Genomic DNA, 22,592 nt, shown 5'->3' with positions numbered 1-22,592 from the left:
ACTGTCTGTTTAAATGCCAGCGCTTGTGGTGTCGGCGATCGCCGCTTGATGGGTGAGTTTGTTAATCCCAAATGGTTGAAAGTGTTGGCTTGGGCAGTTACAACCATTATTGTTGCGCTGAATGTTTGGCTACTTTTACAAACAGCAATAGGATTAATTAATTAGCCTCTCAGTAATCGTAATCCACTCAACGTTACGATTACCGTCGAACCTTCATGCCCCAAAACACCCAATGGTAGTGTGATATTACCTGCGAAGTTTGCAATTAATAAAATCACCACAAAACTGAGGGCAAAAACAATGTTTTGTTTGACAACTCCTTGAGCACGACGACCCAAACGAATTGCGTGTTCTAATCGCTCCAAACGATCCGCCATTAAGATAATATCTGCTGTTTCTAACGCCACATCACTACCAGCGGCCCCCATTGCAATGCCAACGGATGCTTGAGCTAAGGCGGGTGCATCATTAATGCCGTCCCCCACCATAGCTACTGATTGATACTGCTTCTGGAGTTTGCGAATCACATCCACTTTATCTTCGGGTAAAAGCTCTGCATAGACTTGATCGACTCCAACCTGTTGAGCAATGCTGTGGGCGGTGCGTGAGTTATCTCCCGTGAGCATGACAATTCGCTCAATTCCTAATCGTTTTAATCGGGCGATCGCCTTGGCGGCGGCGGGTCGTACAGTATCTGCCACGGCAATGAGACCTAAAATCTCTCCGGCGTAGGCAACCCAGACGACGGTTTTACCTTCAGCTTCCCACTGTTGACTTTGCTCTATCAGGTTTGTGGCAACCTCATTCACCTGGGCCTGGACAAACGCGACTTTACCGACCATCGCCCGTTGCCCCTCAATATCTCCGATAATTCCCTGCCCTGCCTGAGCTTGAACGTTTATGGCTGTCGCCCAGGTTTGGTTCTGTTGACGGGTAAATTGGGCGATCGCCTCTCCGATGGGATGTTCCGATAAACTTTCCAGGGCCGCCGCGATTTGCAGAAGTTTATCGGTGGATGGCTGAGTAGCGAGAACGTTCACAACTTCAGGTTTTCCAGTAGTCAATGTTCCAGTTTTATCAAAAGCAATCACCCGCACTCGTCCAATCCGCTCCAACTGCCCCCCGTTTTTGAATAAAATGCCTTGACGCGCTCCATTGGCAATACCAGAAAGTAAGGCCGGCATAATTGATGCCATTAGCGCACAGGGAGAAGCAACCACGAGAAAAATTAATGCACGGTAGATTGTCTCTTCCCAACTCCAACCCAGCAAAAAAGGAGGTAATGTACTGAGCAAAATTCCAGCGATCACAATCACCTTGGCATAACCGCGCTCAAATCGTTCAATAAACTGCTGGGACGGGGGAGCTTCCGTTTGGGCCTGTTGAACCAAACGAATCACTCTTTGAATCAAACTACTTTCCGGTGGTTGATGGATTTTGAGCCGCAGTACCCCATTGCCGTTGATCGTGCCTGCAAACACCTCATCTCCGATCGCCTTTTCCACCGGCATAGATTCCCCCGTGATGGAAGCCTGGTTCAGGGTGCTAAACCCTTCGATGATCAAGCCATCCGTTGGCACCAACTCTCCCGGTTTCACCAAGACTTGATCACCAATCTTAAGTTCTGCAATAGGAATGGTTTGCTCCTGCCCGTTCCGCAACACTCGTGCCATATCAGAGGTTAAGCCCATCAATCCCTGGATACTCCGCTCCGTCCGTTGCATCGCGTATCCTTCCAATGCCCCACTGATGGCAAAAATAAGAATCAGAACTGCCCCATCCACAATCAGGGTATATTCCCGTCGCCAAAGTCCCAACCCGGCGGCTCCCAAGGCGGCCACAATCATCAGCAGATCTACATCAAGTTCTTTTTCCTCAAAGAGGGCTGTTAATCCTTCACGAGCGCTGTCAAACCCACCAATTACATAGGCCGCTGTTAAGACAAAAAGGGCAATTCCCAACCAACCCAAGTTAAGCATCTGCCAGCCCAGAAAGACCAGCCCGCCACAGGTGATCGCCGCCACTGCATCGGGATGATCTTTGAAAAGGTTAGAAAATCGAAAGGCAGAAGAAGGGGGAGTTACAACCATGCTTTTAAACTTGGATTTTTACCTTCCCAGCCTAAACCTTAACATTAGTGTCAATGTCAAGGTTTTGAGTAAACTAAAAGGATGAAGACTGATCACTTGACGATTAAAGAACTCACGGATGCGGTGGGAGGAGGCGTTACACCTCGCATGGTGCGCCATTACCACACGCTAGGACTACTCCCTCCTGTCAAACGTTCAGAAAGCAACTACCGCCTCTATACCCAGCAGGATGTGCAACGGCTCCAACGAGTTATTGCCCTAAAACAGCAGGGTTTTCAGTTGTCTCATATTCGACACCTGCTAGATAGCCATTCCGAGGAGAATCTTGATCCAACCTTGATGGTGCAGTTACAACAGCAATATCATTCTGTGATTCAGCAGATTACCCGACTCCGCCAAACGGCATTTGCTTTAGAAGGCTTACTGGGGCGCGACCAGAATTGCCAGATTACCCAAGCGGAAGCTCTGGCCCAACTAAAATGCCTCGATGTGGATGTCCAAGAGGGGTTAGGAAAACTTGATCAGTTGTGGATGAACCTAGATGCGGAGACAACGACTCATCCAGAAGCGTTTCAGGAATCCCTGAAACATCTGCTACCTGATTTATCGGCTTACTCAGAAATCACCATTCACTTACTACATCAATTAGTGCTGGCCTGTGGCGATGTTAGCTTGGTAAACGCCGTTCGGTTGAGCCAGGGAGCGATCGCCACTGCACGAGATGCACTAAAAGGTGGATGTTTAATTATGACTGATGTTCCCGTTGTCGCGGCGGCCTTGGATCAAACTCGGTTAGCTCATTTAGGATGTACGGTTGAGAAGCTGATTGATGAACCTCACATCACGGGTGTTAGTGAAGCCGAGCAAGCCTTTTGGAACCATGACCACTGCCAACGTCGATTACAACAAATTCCCAAGGGATGTGTACTTGTGATTGGCTATGCCCCTTCTGTTTTACTCACTGCCTGTAAGCTGATGGAGCAACAGCAAATTCAGCCAGCTCTTGTCATCGGAATGCCTATCGGTTTTAGTCATGCTCCAGGAGCGAAACGACGACTGATAAATACCCCCGTTCCCCACATCACGATTCAGGGTAGCCTTGGTGGGGGTCTTCTAGCCGCAGTAACGCTAAACGCTTTGGTGGAAACATTAATTGCAAAACCAGATTGCCACTGCTATCTCACTTGTCTTTAGTAAAAATGGCTGTCATTTAAGCAAGAGAATAATCCAGGCAGCAATAATGCTAAGCAAAATAGTCATTTCAAGCACCATTAAAATAGGTGAAGATTGAAACCAAGTTGACCAGAAACCTTTCTGAAATCCACTCCACCATTGGGAGAGATGATTTGTCCAAAATTTGTAATTATCTTGATCATGAAATTGCCAGGTCAGCATTGACAGCAACAAAGGAAACCTCCCAGCTTTGGCATTTATCAACAGGTGTAGAGCGATCGCTCCCACCATTACCACCCACGAAATCAGGTGAGCGTAGTACCAACTATGGGTGAGTTTTCCCTTTTTTAAGCAAATGCTTTAAGAGTTGGCCTTATAAAAATGAAAATGAAGATGACTATGACTAAAATGGAGCACAGTTGTAGTGGGATGAAAATGATTATGGTCTGATTCATGGTGATGGGAATGTTCATGCCAGAATCCTTGTTGAATCTCATCAGAGGGGCGTAAAAAATAAAACAGGGTAAATAAACTCAGGGCTAAAATACCCAGATAGAAAAAACTTTCTTGGGAAAAGTGAATCCCTAACCACCCCGCTAAGGGGTAAGAAAAAGCCCACCAAAGATGGCTCCAAGCAAAATGGGCACCATAAACCCGGCCTTGAAGGTCTTTAGCGACTCGGTTCGCAATCAGGGTTTGCGTGGGTACATTTACCAGGGTTTGACCGATACCAGCCCCAGCCCACAAAATTAGTAATCCCTGGAGATTGACCATCGGGACAGGAAGGATAGCAAGGGTCATTAGGATGGCCCCAAAAGTAGTTAGAAGGATTCGTTTTTCCTGTTGCTGAGTGTTGCCCAAACCAAGGGAAGCCACTGTCGCTCCCAACCCAAAAGCCGCCATTACCCAACCATACTCAATTTTGCCTAGGTGTAAAACGCCTTGGACATAACCCACAGTATTCACCAAAATTCCTGCTCCAGCCAAGGAAACCACTAACTGCATGGTTAGGGCATAACGAATCAGGCGATCGCCGAAAAGACATTGAGTTCCTGTGCCGATATCCCGTCCAATTTGGCCCGGGGTACGAACCGGCTGGGGAGTTGAGTTAGCCAAAAGTTTTCCTGGCAATGTGAGGATCAAACCGGCGGCTATCAGAAAAGTCAGGGCATCCCCCCAAAAGATATTTTTTATTCCAACAAAAGCCGCCAAGCTACCTGCTAACCCGGGCCCCAAGACTCCCAAAAGTTGATAGGTGGCACTGGAGAGGGCGATCGCCTGGGGATATTCATCATCCTTTGTCACTAGGGGAATCGTCGCAGTATAAGTCGGGGTAAAAAAAGCATTAAACACATTTAGCCCCAGAACTAGCCCATAGATTTGCCAAGCTTGGGTCACCCAAGGAAATAGACAAATAATTCCGAGTCTTGCCAGATGGGTGATTACCATAATTTGCTTGCGATCATAACGGTCGGCGATCGCCCCTGCCACAGGGGACAGCAGTACAAATACCGTTACTCTCAGGGTTAAGGCTCCTGCCAATATCCCCCCAGCACCTTGACCAGCTAACTCAAAGGATAATAGGGCCAATCCCACCCAGGTGAGTGCATCCCCCAGCAAATTTATGGTCTGTGCCAGGTATAACTGGGCGAATAGACGGTTCCGCAAACAGTGGAAGATGGGGGGCAGTTTGCCCATAGTGCTGATGGAGAGGGGAAAGTTGATCTCCATTTTATGCCCCTAGGGGGGATATTAGGGACTAAATGAATAGGAATTTTAGTTGTATGCTCTCTGCTTTTTCATGGCAAAAATATTTAATAACTCAACGAGCAGATTGTTCAAGTTCTTCTGCTAATACTTTTTCATAAATTGCTGGCAAAGAAGCAGTCATCGAATTGTCTTCAATGCCGTAACCTAGACTTGTCCAAGTGCCGGAAAGCTTTTTCAATACTTCTTTAACCTGACCCTGTTGCAATTGCTCTGAAAAATCTATTCCCCAACGATGTTGATCCATCAGCCATCTATAGGTTACTAAATCCTGGGATTCAGGTTCAAAACTATAGTTTGTTTTTCTTATTTGACGTTGAGGGTGATACAAAGCCGCTTTTTCCTGCCAAGTTTTAGTCAAAAATTGATAACGTCCAGCCGCTGTTGAACAAAGCCCTTGATTTACTTTTGTTTTAATGGGGATACAGGTATTGGGATGATGGCTTAAATCATGGGTATGTTGGCCGCCATAAAGCAAAATATAGGGATTTTTACCATTAGATTCACTGGCAGAAATTGTCCGCATTAAAGCTCTAATGTAAGGATCACCCCCTTCCATTGCTAGGGGTGGTAAATGCCCAAAAAAGGGATTGATTTTGTCAAGATCAGGAGACTTTTTAACAAAAGTTGCCAAACAAAGAGCAAATAATAAAGCCGTCAGGGCAAAATGGGGCGACCAAGATGATTGTTTAGATCTTCGACGATGGCGATTATAGTGAGTCAAATTTTGAGTAATGGTCATAAAAATTAACTAACAAAAAGTATAGTTAAAAATCTCTCCTAGTGTTTTTTAAAACAGCTAGAAGAGATAAAAGTTCAAGTTTAAAAATTCGATTTTTGGGCCCCCACCATATCATTCATATCATTGCGGACAAAAGGAGTAATCTGATCTACATTCTTGGCCCGTTTTGGCATTAACCATTTACCAAATTTGGCATAGAGAGCAGGAATTACTAAAAGTGTTAGAGCGGTAGAAGTACACAGCCCACCAAGAACAACGATCGCCAAGGGTTGAAGAATTTCATTACCGGCACTGCTGGCCGTAGCGAGGGGCAACATTCCCAAAGCTGAGGTTAAAGCGGTCATTAAAATAGCATTAACCCTTTCCATAGACCCTTTTAAAATGGTTTCCTTTAGTTTCATTCCCTGGGCGAATTTGTTGTTGTAATTGTCCACCAGCAGTAATCCGTTTCGTACTGCTACCCCAAAGAGGGTAATAAAACCCACTAGGGAGGCAATGGAAATAACACCGCCAGTGAAAACAACGGATAACAAACCCCCGATTAAAGCTAAGGGGAGGTTGATCATAATGGCGATGGTAGCGGGGAGGGATTTCACCGAAAAGAACATCAACACCCCAATCACCAGGGCGGCGACAAAGCTAAATAAAAGTAAACTGTTCGTTGCCCTTTGTTCAGATTCAAACTGACCCCCGTAATCAATGAAATAGCCCTGGGGAAGTTGAACTTTCTGTTTAATTTGAGCCTGGACATCCCCCACCACACTACCCAAATCTCGCTCAGCGACGTTGGCGGAAACCACAATTAAACGGGAAACATCCTCCCGGTTAACCACATTGGCTCCCATTCCATATTCCACCTTAGCCACATCTCCTAGGGTAATGATTTGGCCGGTGGGCGTACTAATGGGAATTGCACTCATAGCATCGAGACTATTCCGCTCAGTCTCCGGTACCATCACCACCACATTAATTAACTGTTGATTTTCAGGAACCTGGGAAACAATCCGTCCATTTAAAGCAGTTTCAACAACAGCGGAAATGTCAGCCATCCTTAACCCATACTGGGAGGCGGCGGCACGGTCATAGTGAATTTGCACTTGGCGGATAGGAAGTTGGGGTTCGAGTTGCAGGTCAACAATTCCTGGCACAGTTTTCATCGCTTTTTGTACCTGCTCTCCGATGGCCCGTAGTTCCTTTAAGTCAGGGCCAAAAATTTTTACGGCGATCGCACTTCTGACCCCGGATAGTACTTCATCCATGCGGTGGGAAATAAAGCCCCCCATATTGGACGCGACCCCCGGCAATTGGTTAAAGGCTTCCCGTAATTCTTTAACGCTGGCCTCCCGGTCTTTGAGGGCTTCATCACTCAATTCCACATCTACATGGGCCATACTAACCCCAGCCCCATCGGCATCCCCCGGCGCACGACCAGCTCGAATTTGTACCCATTCATAGAGGGGATTATCCTTCAAGGTATTGAAGAGGGCCATCCCGGCGCGATTGGTCATATCTAGGGAAACTCCAGGAAAGAGAACCATGGAATTGACCATGGATTTTTCTCGAAACTCTGGCAAAAATACCCGTCCCAGACTCGGAACCAAAGAAACAGAGGCTATTAAAGCGATCAGGGCTATGCTCAAAATCACTTGGGGTGCCCGCAGGGAAAAATTTAACAAGGGACGATATAATCGCTCTGCCCAGCGAGAAACAAAAGTGCCTTCCTGGGGCAGTTGTTGGTTCGCCAAAAGAATCCCACACAAAGCAGGGGAAACGGTCATGGCCACTAGGGTAGAAGCACCAATACAAAGTAAATAAGCCAAGCCCATGGGGGCAAAAATACGCCCTTCGACCCCCGTTAGGCTAAAAATGGGGGCGAAAACCACCACAATGATCACAGTGGAAAAAATCACCGCCAATCGCACTTCCACGGAGGTGTCATAAACCACCCGCAAGGGATGTTTGGGATTGCCTGCGGCTTGGTTGGTGCGTAGACCCCGATAGCAATTTTCCATATCCACAATGGAGTCATCCACCACGGAACCGATCGCCACCACCAGCCCCCCCAAGGTCATGGTATTAATGCCCAATCCCCAGACTTTCATAAACATCAAACCAATGAGCAGGGAAAGAGGGATAGCTGTTAAGGTAATCACCGCCGTGCGCCAATTCATCAAGAAAATCAGCATAATCACCGAAACGATGACAATCCCTTCTAAGAGAGAACTGCTGACGTTGCGAATGGCGGAATCAATAAAGTTAGCTTGGCGAAAGGTTTGGGCAATTTGTACATCGGCAGGAAACGTGGGTTTTAGCGATTCAACCACTGCTTCCACCGCTTTAGTCACTGTGGGGGTGTCCACATCGGGTTGTTTATTGACCATCATCACGATCGCCGGTTGACCGTTAAAGCTCCCATCCCCCCGCTTCAGGGCACTGCCGGTTTTAACTTCAGCAACGTCCTCCAACAGAATTGGTTTACCATCCACCACTTTCACCACCGATCGCCGTAGGTCTTCAATGCTTTGCATTTGGCCCAGACCTCGCACTAATAGCTCTTGGCCACCGCCAATTAAGAAACCCCCTGGGGCATTGGAATTTGCCCCTGCACTAGCTTGGGTAACTTCATTGAGGGAAACCTTGAGAGAACGCAGTTTGGCCGGATCAACTAAAACCTGTTCCTGACGCTCATCCCCTCCGTAGATAGTGACTTGGGATACCCCAGGTATCGATAAAACTTGATTACTGACCGTGGTTTCCAGTAGTTTTCGTAACTTCATCAAGTCAGAACTTCCCTCTCCATTCACCGTAAAGGCATATTGCAAAATCGTCCCTAACGGAGAAACTAGGGGAGAAATTTCCGGGGGATGGCTTCCTTCTGGCAGTTGATTAGTGACCTGTTGTAGCCGTTCCGTAACTGTTTGGCGAGCTTTATAGACATCCGCATCTTGGTCAAAGACCACACTCACCATCGAGAGACCCACTTTCGAGGAAGACCGTACCGTTGTTACCCCAGGTAAACCATTCACCGCACTTTCAATGGGAACGGTGATTTGGGTTTCCACTTCTTCCGGTGCTAGGCCAGGAGCTTCTGTGTGAATATCCACCTGGGGCGGCGCAAATTCAGGAAAGACATCCAGGGGCATTTGGCCGACACTGATAATCCCCCAAATGGTTATGCCAATGGCCGCAATAACGATAAACCACCGTTGGGCGATCGAGGTTTTCAGAATTTGATTGAGAAGACTATTAAGCATTGATTTCTAGGGGTTACTCCTTCCTAGCTAGTAACGATGACAAACTTCAAAACGAAGAGAAACAGATTTACTCCCGGTAGGAAGGTTGAGCCTCAGGGGCCTCCTTTTTACGGGAGATACGACTCTTTTTTTTGCTTAGATTAAAAGCGCGAAGGGAGAAGATGAAAACTGTGCTTCCCACCAGTAAGCCGACAATTCCCCCCACAATGCCAACCAGGGGATTGCCGCCAGCCTGACTTGTTTCTACGCCATCAGTGCCACTGGCCATATTGCCCGCCGTATCGTGCTGATGGGGAATCCCTTCGGCATCCGCTTGGGCATGGCTAGGGTCTGGGGAGACAATGGGAGCAGGGGCAGGGGCTGTTTCAGCGGTTTCCGTTGGTTGGGTCTTCCGAGATTCAGCGTAGAGGGACAACGAGCCTTGGGTAACCAGTTTTTCCCCCACGGATAACCCATTAGTAACTTCAATTAATTCTCCTTGGGTACTTCCAGTCGCCACAGGAACCGGCTCATAAAATTCTCCATACTGCACAAACACCAGTTGCTTATCCCCGCCGTCCACTAACGCTGTGGCAGGAATATAAACTCCAGCATTGCCATCCGGTGCAGACGGGATCGGTTCCACCACAATGCCTAACACGGAATCGGTTTCTGCATTCACACCAACCCGATTAATGCCTCCCTCGGCTTGAAACTCGTCACCGTGACCCACATGGGCGATCGCCACGTTAGGAACTCCTAGGGTCAAACCTAGAGCTATAAGGGAACTTGCTAATTGAATCGTTTTCATCACACCACCTCACATTGGGAATTTGGCCAAGATTTTTCTCAGTCTGCCAGAGGGGGTATGAAATTCAGGTGAAAATCTCCGTCCCCCACTAAGATGAGGCTGTTGTGGAGGAGACAGAGGCAATGCGGATTTTATTAGTGGAAGATGAAATAGATTTGGGACTAGCAGTTAAAAAAGTGCTGGTCAGTGAAAAATATGTGGTGGATTGGGTAACGGATGGCTCCCAAGCTTGGGACTATTTGGACAATCAGTGGACGGACTACACCCTTGCTATTGTGGATTGGTTACTGCCGGGGTTATCGGGCTTGGAACTATGTCAAAAACTGCGGGCCCAGGATAATCCCTTGCCGGTGTTGATGTTAACGGCGTTGGGAGAACCGGAAAATCGAGTGGCAGGACTAGATGCGGGGGCAGATGACTATCTAACAAAACCTTTTGTGATGGCAGAGCTATTAGCGAGATTAAGGGCACTACAACGGCGATCGCCGCAATTTCAACCGCAAATTTTGACTTTAGGCAACTTCAGCCTTGATCCCAGTAATAATTTGTTATTGGTCATTATCTCGGAGCCGCCAAGCCTAGAAAGACAGGAAATTGCCTTAACCGTCAGAGAATTTCAAATTTTTCAATATCTGATGCAAAATCCAGAACGCATTATTCCTGGTAGTAAGATTCGGCAACAACTGTGGGATCTTGATGAGGAGCCCATGAGTAATGTGGTGGCGGCCCAAATGCGTTTGATACGACGCAAGCTAGCTCAACAAAATTGTCCTTGCCCAATTAAAACAGTTCCTGGTCAAGGCTATCGGTTCACCCTATCGCCATGAATACCCGCCGCCTTTTTGCCCGCAGTCGTCTGCAATTAGCTTTCTGGTATGCCCTAGTAATGGGGGGAATTCTTACCCTGTTGGGATTAGGGGTTTATCGTGCCATTGTGCAGGCCAACTGGATGGCGTTGGAGCGAGAAGTGGAGTCGATCGCCGGAACGTTGCATGACAGTTTAGAGCCAATGCTACCGAGGAATGCCAGTCCCACCGGAGTATTACAAAAAATGTTGCCCGATCTGTGTTTGGTTAACCAACCCTGCCAGGTTACTCCCACCCTGATTGAACGCCACACTTTGGGCATTAGTGATCGCCGTTTATACTACATTCGTTTATTTGATTATCAAGGTAACCTGCTGGCCTTTTCCCCTAATCAACCGTCTTCCCTATCCCCCATTTTTAACCAGAAAATTTGGCAGACTATTCAACCACTAACCGGCGATCGGTATCGTCAATTCACCACTATTTTGCATAGTGCCAGTAATACAGACCAATCCTCCTGGGGTTATCTACAAATTGGCCGGAGTCTGGCAGCTTTTGATGCCGAAAATCAACGTATTCTTTGGATTTTGGGGCTTAGTTTTCCCTTTGCCTTGAGTTTGGTCGCCTTCTCCAGTTGGGGCTTAGCGGGGTTAGCCATGCGTCCCATTTACCAGTCTTACCAACAACAGCAACAATTCACCGCCAATGCGGCCCATGAATTACGATCGCCGTTGGCAAGTCTGTTGGCAACGGTGGAAGCAGTATTACGCATCGACTCAAGCCATTCCCCAGAAATCAATACCATGTTACATACCGTTGAACGGCAAGGGAGGCGTTTAAGCCAATTGATTACGGATTTATTGCTACTAAGTCGCTTGGAGCAGGAAACAACCATCGAAGATTGGCGGGTTTGTTGTTTAAATGATTTAGTTAATGACCTCACCGAAGAGTTTTTAGAATTGGCGATCTCTGCTGACATTGATTTGAGCAGTAATGTTACCTCAAAGGAAATTTATGTTTTAGGTAATAAATCTCAACTTTACCGTTTAGTATCAAACTTAATTGCCAACGCCATTCAATATACGACTGCCGGTGGAAGTATCCGCATTACTCTGACATCTAGTGAAGAAATAGCTATCATTACCCTTCGAGATACGGGGATTGGCATTGCCCCTGACCAACAAGAACGAATTTTTGAGCGTTTTTACCGAGTCAATCGAGATCGTTCCCGTAAAACGGGGGGGACAGGTTTAGGACTCGCCATTGCCCAGGCGATCGCCGTTAAGCATCAGGGAATTTTGACGGTAGAAAGTGAACTAGGGCAAGGTAGTCTTTTCACCATCCATTTGCCCCTTGTTTCTGCACCGATAGTTCGGTCATAACTCCATTTCATCTTGGTTTCATCTGGTGAGACAGTTTATTAAAGCCCCCCAAAATTTCCTCATACACTATAAACACAATGAAAATTTTAATTGTTGAGGATGACCCTCGCATTGCTAACCCACTGGCAAAAGACCTACGCCATCAAAACTACAGCGTTGATATTGCCCAAGATGGTTTGGAAGGATGGGACTACGCCCAAGCGACCGACTACGATTTGATTTTGCTGGATCTCATGCTTCCCCGACTGGATGGGGTTAGTTTGTGTAAACGGCTACGGGCTACCCAGTGCCCGGCGCTAATTTTAATGCTTACCGCTAGGGATACCACCAGTGACAAAGTTATTGGTCTAGATGCCGGAGCTGATGATTATTTGATTAAACCCTTTAAGCTCGATGAACTCGCCGCACGCATCCGTGCCCTTCAGCGGCGTAGTCGCGAGTTAACTCCGACGACACTGCACTATGGACTCCTACGACTCGACCCAGCTAGTCGAATTGTTACCTACAACTGCACTGTACTCTCACTAACCCCCAAAGAATATCTACTACTAGAACACTTTCTGCGGCATCCCAAACAGGTACTCAGCCGTTCAGCCCTGCTCGACAAACTTTGGGAATTTGATCAAGCCTCTGGGGAAGGGACAATTAAAACTCACCTTACTAACCTCCGTAGTAAGCTCAGGGTGGCGGGTAGCCCTCAAGATTTAATCGAAACTGTCTATGGTATGGGATATCGATTAGCTTCCCTAAATCCTTAGACTCTGCCCTAACAATATGTTTCAAAGAATTCGCTATCGCTTGTTAATCTCTAACCTACTCGTGTTTGCCTTAGTGATGAGCGGATTTGCGATTGCGGTCAGAGTTGTTTTTGTTCGCAACCTAAAGCAACAAATTACTGATCGCCTTACTGTTTTAGGTCAGGGAGCGGCAGCCAATGCTGAACTAGACCATGGTCAACTTCAAGTTGAAGATAATTTTCTCATCCAAGATTCGATAAACCAGTCCCAAACCCTGGAATGGTTTGATCGGCAGAAGAAATTGGTTAAACAACAAGGCAATCATTCACCTCAGGCTCCGCTAAATCCCCAAGCCACCGTTGAGATACAGGCTCAAACTCCCCCCATGCAGTCGATTACCCTACCAATCTTAAGTCATGAAACCGATGAAATCATCGGCTATGTCAGAGTAAGTCAACTACTGGATGAGTTTAATGAAACTATATTTCAGCTAGATATTGGCTTGGGAATGGGGGTAATTATTGGTATTATTCTTAGTACTGCTGGGAGTATTTGGCTCAACCAGCAGGCGATGCATCCCATTGAAACTAGTTTTCAGCGCCTCAGGCAATTTACCGCAGATGCATCCCACGAACTACGCAGCCCTCTAATGGCCATTTCTAGCAATGTAGAAGTTGCACTCAAATATCCCGATGGTATGCGAACCGAAGACTATGAGGTAATAACAGCTATAGCTAGCGCAACTGAGCAAATGACGCGGCTAACCGAAGACCTGCTCCTGTTAGCTAGAACGGATCGAGCTACCCTTGTGCTGCTGGCCCCCGTAAATCTATCACAGCTTTTGAATCAGCTAGTTCAAGTCTATCAATCCCAGGCCCAGAATAAGCAGATTGCGCTAGAAACCATCCTAGAGCCAAGCTTAATTCTCAATGGCGATGTCTCGGGGCTGACCCGTGCTTTTACCAACCTGCTGCAAAATGCCCTACGCTATACGCCATCAGGAGGCAAGGTTAAAGTTGAGGCACTGAGCTTATCTCATCAGATACAGGTGACTGTATCTGATACAGGCTTAGGCATTGCGCCTGAGCATTTGGAACGAATTTTTGAGCGATTTTGGCAGGCTGACCAAGCGCGCCGCTATGACGATAGTGGATCTGGGCTGGGGCTATCTATCTCTCAAGCGATTGTGCAAAGCCACAAGGGGAGCATTGAAGTAAAAAGCCAACCCGGAGAAGGAAGCTGTTTTACTGTGAAACTTCCTCTAAAAAGCAGCTAAATTAGGCCCACACAGAATTTTAATATTCAAACTATGTCCATGCAGATATTTGGCTTCTCTTGCCAGAGCAATACGCAAAGGAAAATAATCGCCTGATCATGAGATGTTGGCAAAATTTAGCCTCAATCTTGACAAGTTCTTGACGATTGTTCCCTACAGTAAGTTTGAGTGCAAAGGTTATCAACAAAACTGATTGCCGGTTCTATTGTTCTGAATTCAAATAGGATAAATGTTGTGAAGAATACTTTAGATAATATCTCAAAGCCTCTTGTCAGAGTACCAGAAGTCACGCTTTATTTCTGGATTATTAAGGTCATGGCAACCACCGTTGGTGAAACAGCCGCAGACTTTTTGGCGGTCACCCTTAACCTGGGTTTAGTATTGACCTCTGGTGTCATGGGTAGTTTCCTATTTATTGCACTCATCAATCAGTTTCGCCTAAAGCGATATATCCCAGCGAACTACTGGTTAGTGGTTGTTTTAGTCAGCATTGTAGGTACATTGATTACTGACCTACTGGTAGACAAACTTGGTGTTAGTCTTATCACTGCCACGACAGGATTTAGCATTGTCTTGGCTACAGTTTTTGTGACATGGTATTTAAGTGAAAAAACGTTAGCAATGCATTCCATTCGCACACCAAAAAGGGAGCTCTTTTATTGGATAACTATTTTATTTACCTTTGCCCTAGGAACAGCAGCCGGAGATCTATTAGCAGAGGCATCTGGATTAGGATATTGGCAATCAGCACTAGTTTTTGGAGCGGCGATCGCCATCATTACGTTAGCCTATTATTTTCTCAAGATAGACGAAATTCTAACATTCTGGCTTATTTATATTCTCACTCGACCCCTAGGAGCCTCTACTGGTGATTGGCTATCACAACCTGTTGAAAATGGTGGTCTTGGCTTTGGAACCGTAGGGACAAGTATGATGTTTCTCACTGCCATTTTAATTTTGATTGGCTATCTTTCTATCACTGGCAAGGATCAAATTCGGCAGAATATAATATCTGTTAATGATTAATGAATCTGGTTTATTATTAGCCGTTAACATACAGTTTTTATCATTGTGAATTAACTGTGTAAATTACATTTTGATGACTGAGTATGGCATCTTTATCAAATTATCTAGTCGAATTTTGGGTAAGACGAGTTTATCCCCGTATTGCTCCCCTAATAGCTCTAGTCGGGGCTACTGGGCTAGGATTAAGTTTAGTAATTATTTTCTTATTAGCTAAGCTTTCTGACAATGTTTGGGAGCAGGAGGCTTTCACCTTTGACAAGACCATTTTGCTATGGATTCATAAATTTGCTAACCCAACCTTAGACCAGGTCATGTTAGGAATCACTCACTTGGGTAACCCTAGTACTGTGATTCCCTTCGCAATTTTAATTTTTGCCTTACTTTGGTGGCGGTGTCCTCGTCAACAAGCTTTGGTTTTTGCTTTAGCCTGTTTAGGAGGGGCAATTCTTAGCTTTAGTCTCAAACTTACTTTTAGCAAACCTCGCCCCCAGCTATGGTCACAGCTCATTTTAGAAAAAACTTTCAGCTATCCTAGTGGCCATGCCCTAGGCTCAATGGTACTCTATGGCTTTTCTGCCTATTTACTCGCCATCAACTTTCCTAAAAAAGCCAACATAATATATGCTCTGGCCAGTTTTTTAATTGTGGCAATTGGTTTCAGTCGTTTGTACCTAGGGGTACATTGGCCAACTGACATTATTGCTGGCTATGGAGTGGGCTTCTTGTGGATCATAGTTTGTGCAACCTTGTCAAAGTTAGTGAAAGCTACTAAGAGCATGTTTTAAAAGCCCCTGCCCCCCCAGTTTGGGGGGTAATTAGCTGAAAGTCCCCCAATATTGCCGGAGCTTTAGTGAGGAGATTTAGGGGGCAGAATAAGACTTTACAAACAGGTTCTAAAAGTCACTCCATCTAAAAGCCATCAACTCTACTACCGTTTTTTAAAGTTTTTGCCCAGAGGTATGCTTCCTATTCCTTCTTCGCATTGAGAAGAATAAAATCATGATCAATAGGATTAGGGTAATCAAAGAAGCATAACCCCTTGGTAAATTAAGACCACCTGTATTAACTGGCTTAGTGAGAAAATCTCCAAAGGTGGCTCCAAAGGGGCGGGTGAATATAAATGCAATCCAGAAAAGTAAAATATCATTCAATTTTGTTAAGTAATGAAGGGCAATTACTACTGCAATAACGCTAGCGGTTATGAATGCACCCTGTATGTAACTTCGTCCTAAATTGCTTGTTATAAAGTCACCAAAGGCGGTTCCTAAACTATTTGAAAATACAATAGCTAGCCAATACATTGTCTCCGTATCCTTCTTAAGGATGGGATAAACACTCAAGTCTCTCTCTCGAAAGTACCAAATAGTTAGTATGGTAAGCAATCCTGCTATTAAAAGCAATGAGCCTACTGCATAACCCAGTCCTAAGGAACGATCCATCAAATCTGAAACTTCAGTGCCCGCCGTTGTTGTAGCAATGATGGCAGTCCAGTACAAAGGCGGACGATAGTGATCAGCTTTAATTTGGATAAACAGAATAATAGTTAAAATCGAGAAAGTAACTGCAAAAGCGACATAATATCCAAGCCCTAATGACATCGAAATAAAATCCCCTGCTGTTTCTCCTAAGGTAGTGGCAAGGATTTTCATAATCCAAAAATAGATTATAACTTCTGCAACCTTATTCATTTGGTTTCTTCAGAAAAATTTGTTGATTTAAAAACTTCAATCCTAACTATCTAAATTTAGAAAATTAAATTTGATAGTCTGAACACTCTCGGCTTTTTCAATAGTTATCAAAACATGGCAGATAGATAATATTTATCTGCCACATGGAGATTGAGGGATGAACTACTTTTTGTCCTGTTAAGACAGCATACCTTTTTTATTGCTGAGTTTCTCCTTGCTCTTGGTCATTATCGGGCACTTGAATGCTGCCTTGAATAGTCACTTCAGTGGCATCGTTTTCTTCTTGTCCTGCTAGTTCAGTTTTAAGAATCTGCCCATTGCCAGCATCTACAAGTACCTCAGCATTGGCGAAGTCAACTTTATATACCAAACTACCATCTTCCACCTCAAGCGATAGCTTAGTAGCAGTGGCTTCTTGGGCCGCTTCAGCCTTTTGTCGGGCTTGCTGAGGTGTAATCTTCACCAGAGATTGGTATCGTGCTATTTCTTGAGCATCTTCAGTATCATCCTTGCTTTCAGGGCCTTCATTGGCCTCATTATCCACTGTCTGGGCAATGCGGATGACTGAGTTAGCGACTGGTGAGAGGCTTCGTGCATTGGCAACCATGGCAGCTCCACCCGTTCCTATTACAGTAAGTAAACCAAGGGTTAGGGCAACTTTAACGGTGTTGTTCATATACTTTCTTATTTGGGTTAGTTAATCTCTGAGAGGAGACATAACCTCAAGGTAGTTGTTAATAGTCAAGAACTTGTCAAGGTTGGTTAACCCCTTTCACAACTCTGATTACAAGAAGTTAACTGCTATGGCAAGGTAGTTTGTTTACTTTGCATGTGCTGGTTAGCTTGTCACCAATAGCCCAGGTATAAAACCATTTCATCTTGGTTTCATATTCCTGTGAAAGACTGAAAGGGTTGCACTGTCAGAATTCTATGCAAAATCGGATCATTGCCCAGAGTTGGGCTCTTTCCTTACTATTGGGGGTGCTGGTATTGTCTCCCAAAGCAACCTTAGCCCACGCTGGCCATGGGGATGAATTTCATCAAAGTGAATCGGCTCAATCTGCCCAAGGCGTAGCCCTTGATGGGGATACCATTCGTCGCTTAGAGATTAAAGTAGAGCCTTTACAACCTCGTTCCTTGATGACCGGCATTAGAGCAACGGGACAGATTGAAACCCTGCCGCAACAACGGGTTGAGATCACAACTCCCGTGGGGGGGAAATTACTCGAACTATTAGTTAATCCAGGAGAAAGCGTTACGGCCGGCCAAGTCGTCGCCATTATGACCAGTGCCGAATTAGCTGAACTCCGCACCACTGCCCAAGACCGCCGGAGCTTGGCGATCGCCGCTGTGGAACAAGCCCAGGCAGACCTGCAACTAGCCCAAGAAAATTATCGGCAACAACAACGGGTAGCCCAGAGTGAAATTGAAGAAGCCCGCCTTGCCAAGGAATTTGCCCAAGAGCGTTATGACCGAGATCGGGAACTAGAAGCCAATGGAGCCTTACCCCGTCGCCAGCTTTTAGAATCGGAAGTAGCCTTAGCCACAGCCAATGCTGATTTAGTAAAAGTCCAAAGCCGTTTACCTGTCAGTGAAGCCGTTGCTCAAATCAAACGGGCCCAAACCGCCTTAAACGTTGCCCAAAAACAAGTCAAATTAAGCGAAAAAACCTATCAGACCCGTCTGCAACAACTGGGAACCAATGCCCGGCCCGATGGCAGCATTGTGATTAAGGCCCCCATGACTGGCATAGTCATTGACCCCGCCAGTACCCCAGAGCATGAAATCAAGGTCGGAGAATCCCGACAGGATGCGGGGGAACCAATTTTTACCATTATTAATAGTCAGCAAGTTCAAGTTTCAGCCAATATTTACGAAAAGGACTTAAACAAAATTCGCCAAGGTCAAGGAATTCGGGGTTGGGTTAGTAGCTCACCGGGCAAAACCTTTACGGGACGAATTAATCAAATTGGCTCCGTGGTGGAAGGGGAAAATCGTATCGTCTCCGTGAAAGCGACATTGGATAATGCGGATGGTCAACTAAAGCCCGGACTGTTCGTGGAGTTGGAAGTTTTAACCGACCGCACTCCTACCCCAGTGTTAGCCGTGCCCCAATCGGCCATTGTCAAAACTAACGATCAGCAAAATCTTGTTTTTGTCCAGAATGGCAATATTTTTGAACCTATTACCGTGACCGTAGGACAGGTTGCTGGGGATTGGGTAGAAATCAAAGAAGGTCTATTTGCAGGGGATTTAGTTGTTTCCCAACGGGCCAGTCAGCTTTACGCCCAGTCCTTACGCGCCAAACCTTCCGAATCCGAAAAGGTAGAAGAGACCGAGCAATCTTTAGAAACAAAAGAATCTACCTTTCCTTTGCCCACATCATCAGGATGGCTTTTACCCCTGGTGGGAATAATGGCGGCCGCTGGAATTTTTTGGGCCGGCAGTCTGTGGGGAAAACGACAAGAGAGTCAACCGTTGAGGGAACGCACCTTAATGGCAAGCCAGGACGAGCCATCCCTAGAAGTTGAAAAAGTACTAGTTGAAACCTCCTCCCACCAGGACTTTTCTTAAATCCCCTGCCCCGCCGAAGCAATCCATCAACCCTATTTATCTAGAAAATGCTTAATGCCATCCTCAAATGGTCGATCGCCCAACGCTGGTTAGTCGTTATTGGAGCCATTCTTGTCGGCATTTTAGGGAGCTACAACCTAACCCGGATGCCTCTGGATGTGTTTCCCCCCTTTGCACCGCCCCAAGTTGAAATTCAAACGGAAGCCCCAGGTCTAGCACCAGAGGAAGTAGAAACCCTAATTACCCTCCCCATTGAAAGTGCGGTTAACGGCACACCGGGGGTGGAAATGGTACGTTCATCGTCCGCCGTAGGCATTTCCGTTGTTAAGGCAATTTTTACAGACAATACAGATATTTATCGCGCCAGACAATTAGTGGCGGAACGCTTGCAGTCCGCTCGGAGTAAACTACCTACCGGGGCGGAGGAACCGCAAATTTCCCCTGTGTCTTCCCCTATTAGTACAATTTTAATGTATGCCTTGACAGTGGATGGGTCGGCGGACCATCCCGAAGCTAATTTGATGGAAGTGCGACGGCGGGTAGACCGGGAAATTACCAATCAAATCTTGGCAGTACCAGGGGTTTCTCAGGTGGTTGCCTATGGCGGGGACGTTAAGCAATATCAAGTGCTGGTCGATCCGGCCCGCCTCAAAGCTTTTAACATTTCCCTACAAAAGGTGACAGAGGCGGTAGAAGAAGCCAATGTCAATGCGGCGGGGGGATTTTTATTAACTGCCGATCAAGAGGATGTGATTCGAGGTTTGGGGCGCATCGAAAATATCTCCCAATTGGCGGATTCCGTGGTGACAGCCAGGGACGGTAAACCCGTTCTGATCCGGGATGTGGCAGAGGTGACCATTGGCCCAGCCTTAACCAGGGGAGATGGCAGTGTGGATGGCCAACGGGCGGTGGTGCTGGTAATTGATAAACAACCCCAAGCCGATACTCCCACTGTCAGCAAAGCGGTGGAAAAAGCCATGGCAGAGGTCAAAGCGGCGCTGCCCACCGGGGTTAATCTCCAGGTTACTTTTCGGCAAGAAAATTTTATTGATGCGGCGATCGCCAATGTCCGGGATTCCTTGCGGGATGGCATTATCATCGTCGCCGTGGTCATGGTGCTGTTTTTGATGAACTGGCGCACCGCTGTTATCACCCTCAGTGCCATTCCCCTGTCCATTCTCATTGGCATGATGATTTTAAGTTGGTTTGGCCAAGGCATTAATACCATGACCCTAGGGGGCTTAGCGGTGGCGATCGGCTCCGTTGTCGATGACTCCATTGTGGATATGGAAAATTGCTATCGGGGATTACGAACCAACCAGGCATTGGGCAATCCGAAGCATCCTTTCCAAGTGGTTTACGATACCTCCGTAGAAGTCCGCACCAGTGTCGTTTTTTCCACGGTGATTATTGCCGTTGTGTTTGCCCCTATTTTTAGTCTCACGGGGGTTGAAGGGCGGATTTTTGCCCCCATGGGGGTGGCCTACTTATTGTCTATTTTGGCTTCTACCCTAGTGGCCATGACCCTGTCCCCAGCCCTTTGTGCCTTATTGCTTGCCCCTTGTCGTTTACCCAGTGATGAAACTTGGTTGGCTCGCACTTGCCAAAGGATTTATCAACCCTTATTAAAGTTCAGTACCCACCATCCCCGCTGGATTATTGCGGCGGCGATCGCCTTTTTTGTTTTTTCCCTGAGCTTAGTACCCAGTATGGGAAGGGTCTTTTTACCGGAATTTCAGGAACGCTCCTTGGTGAATGCCATGCTCCTCTATCCTGGCAGTTCCCTCGAAGCTACTAATCGAGTAGGTTTTGCCCTTCAGGATGCTCTCAAGGATGATCCACGCTTTAGCACTGTACAATTGCGCTCCGGTCGTGCACCGGGGGATGCTGATGCCGGTGGCGTGAATTTAGGACATTTGGATGTAGAACTTAGTGATGCGGGTATAGCCGACCGAGAAGCCAGCATTGAAACCCTCCGGGCGGAATTTAATCGAATCCCTGGGGTTGCCCCCAACATTGGTGGTTTTATTTCCCACCGTATGGATGAGGTGTTATCGGGGGTGAGGAGTGCGATCGCCGTTAAAATCTTTGGTCCTGACCTTGAACAACTCCGCACCATCGGTAAATCGGTGGAAACAGCCATGGCGGAAATCCCCGGCCTGGTTGACTTACAACTAGAACCCCAAGTCCCAGTCCGTCAGGTGCAAATTCAGTTTGATCGCCTGGCCGCAGGACGATATGGGTTAACCGTTGGGCAACTTGCTCACTTGGTCGAAACGGCCTTGAATGGCAGGGTCGCTTCCCAGGTTTTACAAGACCAACAATTATTTGATCTTCTGGTCTGGCTGAAGACAGATGCCCGCAATAACCTAGAAACCATTGGCAATCTGCTGGTGGATACCCCCAGCGGCACTAAGATTCCCCTGGCACAAGTGGCTCAAATTAGTTATGGCACTGGCCCCAACACCATTAATCGAGAAAATGTTTCCCGGTTGATTGTTGCCTCCGCCAACGTTAAGGGTCGAGATCTCCGATCTGTTGTTAACGACATCCAAACCCAAATAAAGGAAAAAGTCCCCCTCCCCACGGGTTATTTCATCCAGTACGGTGGTCAATTTGAATCTGAAGAACGGGCTAGTCAAAATCTTTTAATTTTTGGTCTATTGGCTGTGGTGGTCATCACCATTCTGATGTACTTCGCAGTTAAATCTTTGCCCGCAACCCTGATGATTATGGTCAATCTTCCCCTGGCCCTAGCAGGAGGTATTTTGGCGATCTCCGTGACGGGGGGAGTTATTTCCGTAGCTTCCCTAGTAGGTTTTATCACCCTATTCGGTGTCGCTGTCCGCAATGGATTGTTGCTGGTGGATAACTACAATCAAAAAATTGCCCTGGCGTTACCCCTTTCCCAGGTTATTCATGAAGGTTCCCAGGAACGGTTGGTGGCAATTTTGATGACCGCCCTCACCTCCGCCCTAGGTATGCTTCCCCTGGCGATCGGCACCGGAGCCGGCAAGGAAATTCTCCAACCCCTGGCGATCGTTATTCTAGGCGGACTCTTTACCTCCACTGCTTTAACCCTACTGGTATTACCAGCCCTATATGCCCAATTTGGACGTTTTCTGCGTCCATCTATTACAGTTCCCACATCAAAATCTCATCATCTCAATACCCTAACCAAGGTTTAGATTCTTTATGAAATACTTTTTCCTAATCAAAATTCGGACCCATTCCGACAATATTTTTGTTTTATCCTAAATAATTCCCTAAGTTCGACACCGCCAAAA

The 22,592-nt window shown here is 46.6% G+C and carries 17 protein-coding genes; 9 read left to right on the top strand and 8 right to left on the bottom strand.

Going from position 1 to position 22,592, the window contains the following annotated elements; translation table 11 throughout:
• Nucleotides 1–161: 161 nt before the first annotated feature.
• Nucleotides 162–2,090, bottom strand: a complete 1,929-nt coding sequence (locus tag IQ219_RS01265; RefSeq protein WP_194071461.1) for a heavy metal translocating P-type ATPase — start codon at nt 2,088–2,090, stop codon at nt 162–164.
• A gap of 81 nt (nt 2,091–2,171) precedes the next feature.
• Here IQ219_RS01265 and IQ219_RS01260 point away from each other — a divergent pair, with 81 nt between their 5' ends.
• Nucleotides 2,172–3,284 (top strand): precorrin-8X methylmutase, encoded by a 1,113-nt coding sequence (locus IQ219_RS01260; protein ID WP_194071460.1) that lies wholly within the window; start codon nt 2,172–2,174, stop codon nt 3,282–3,284.
• A gap of 12 nt (nt 3,285–3,296) precedes the next feature.
• On the opposite strand, the gene IQ219_RS01255 is transcribed toward IQ219_RS01260, so the two are convergent.
• From IQ219_RS01255 to IQ219_RS01235, 5 genes are all read right to left on the bottom strand, one after another.
• The gene (locus tag IQ219_RS01255) at nt 3,297–3,554 is read right to left on the bottom strand and encodes a hypothetical protein (RefSeq protein ID WP_190595550.1); all 258 of its coding nucleotides are present in this window, start codon (nt 3,552–3,554) and stop codon (nt 3,297–3,299) included.
• A gap of 69 nt (nt 3,555–3,623) precedes the next feature.
• Complete coding sequence (locus tag IQ219_RS01250) at nt 3,624–4,961, bottom strand: MFS transporter (RefSeq protein ID WP_194071459.1); 1,338 nt, start codon at nt 4,959–4,961, stop codon at nt 3,624–3,626.
• 124 nt (nt 4,962–5,085) lie between these two features.
• Nucleotides 5,086–5,772: a glycoside hydrolase family protein gene (locus IQ219_RS01245; protein WP_190595548.1), complete on the bottom strand. Its 687-nt coding sequence runs from the start codon at nt 5,770–5,772 to the stop codon at nt 5,086–5,088.
• An 80-nt stretch (nt 5,773–5,852) separates the two neighbouring features.
• Complete coding sequence (locus IQ219_RS01240) at nt 5,853–9,026, bottom strand: efflux RND transporter permease subunit (protein ID WP_194071458.1); 3,174 nt, start codon at nt 9,024–9,026, stop codon at nt 5,853–5,855.
• Between the two features lie 67 nt (nt 9,027–9,093).
• Nucleotides 9,094–9,816: an efflux RND transporter periplasmic adaptor subunit gene (locus IQ219_RS01235; protein WP_194071457.1), complete on the bottom strand. Its 723-nt coding sequence runs from the start codon at nt 9,814–9,816 to the stop codon at nt 9,094–9,096.
• Nucleotides 9,817–9,938: 122 nt separating this feature from the next.
• On the opposite strand from IQ219_RS01235, the gene rppA reads away from it, so the two are divergent.
• The 6 genes from rppA (at nt 9,939) to IQ219_RS01205 (ending at nt 15,828) form a co-directional block, all read left to right on the top strand.
• Complete coding sequence (gene rppA, locus IQ219_RS01230; RefSeq protein WP_194071456.1) at nt 9,939–10,643, top strand: two-component system response regulator RppA; 705 nt, start codon at nt 9,939–9,941, stop codon at nt 10,641–10,643.
• Nucleotides 10,640–12,004 (top strand): two-component system sensor histidine kinase RppB, encoded by a 1,365-nt coding sequence (gene rppB / locus IQ219_RS01225; protein ID WP_194071455.1) that lies wholly within the window; start codon nt 10,640–10,642, stop codon nt 12,002–12,004. The genes rppA and rppB overlap by 4 nt, the downstream gene beginning before the upstream one ends.
• A gap of 77 nt (nt 12,005–12,081) precedes the next feature.
• Complete coding sequence (locus IQ219_RS01220; protein ID WP_194071454.1) at nt 12,082–12,762, top strand: response regulator transcription factor; 681 nt, start codon at nt 12,082–12,084, stop codon at nt 12,760–12,762.
• Between the two features lie 61 nt (nt 12,763–12,823).
• Nucleotides 12,824–14,017, top strand: a complete 1,194-nt coding sequence (locus IQ219_RS01215; protein ID WP_368667543.1) for a sensor histidine kinase — start codon at nt 12,824–12,826, stop codon at nt 14,015–14,017.
• Between the two features lie 234 nt (nt 14,018–14,251).
• A complete protein-coding gene (locus IQ219_RS01210; RefSeq protein WP_368667542.1) occupies nt 14,252–15,043 on the top strand; it encodes a hypothetical protein in 792 nt (263 codons plus the stop codon).
• Between the two features lie 83 nt (nt 15,044–15,126).
• Nucleotides 15,127–15,828 (top strand): phosphatase PAP2 family protein, encoded by a 702-nt coding sequence (locus IQ219_RS01205; protein WP_194071452.1) that lies wholly within the window; start codon nt 15,127–15,129, stop codon nt 15,826–15,828.
• Nucleotides 15,829–15,981: 153 nt separating this feature from the next.
• On the opposite strand, the gene IQ219_RS01200 is transcribed toward IQ219_RS01205, so the two are convergent.
• Complete coding sequence (locus IQ219_RS01200) at nt 15,982–16,731, bottom strand: hypothetical protein (RefSeq protein ID WP_194071451.1); 750 nt, start codon at nt 16,729–16,731, stop codon at nt 15,982–15,984.
• Nucleotides 16,732–16,927: 196 nt separating this feature from the next.
• Complete coding sequence (locus IQ219_RS01195; protein WP_194071450.1) at nt 16,928–17,407, bottom strand: PepSY domain-containing protein; 480 nt, start codon at nt 17,405–17,407, stop codon at nt 16,928–16,930.
• 254 nt (nt 17,408–17,661) lie between these two features.
• On the opposite strand from IQ219_RS01195, the gene IQ219_RS01190 reads away from it, so the two are divergent.
• Nucleotides 17,662–19,305, top strand: a complete 1,644-nt coding sequence (locus IQ219_RS01190) for an efflux RND transporter periplasmic adaptor subunit (protein ID WP_194071449.1) — start codon at nt 17,662–17,664, stop codon at nt 19,303–19,305.
• 47 nt (nt 19,306–19,352) lie between these two features.
• The gene (locus tag IQ219_RS01185; protein WP_194071448.1) at nt 19,353–22,493 is read left to right on the top strand and encodes an efflux RND transporter permease subunit; all 3,141 of its coding nucleotides are present in this window, start codon (nt 19,353–19,355) and stop codon (nt 22,491–22,493) included.
• Nucleotides 22,494–22,592: the final 99 nt, after the last annotated feature.

Source organism: Synechocystis sp. LEGE 06083 (assembly GCF_015207725.1).
Classification (GTDB): Bacteria; Cyanobacteriota; Cyanobacteriia; order Cyanobacteriales; family Microcystaceae; genus Synechocystis; species Synechocystis salina.
This window is presented reverse-complemented; position numbering and strand designations above follow the sequence as displayed.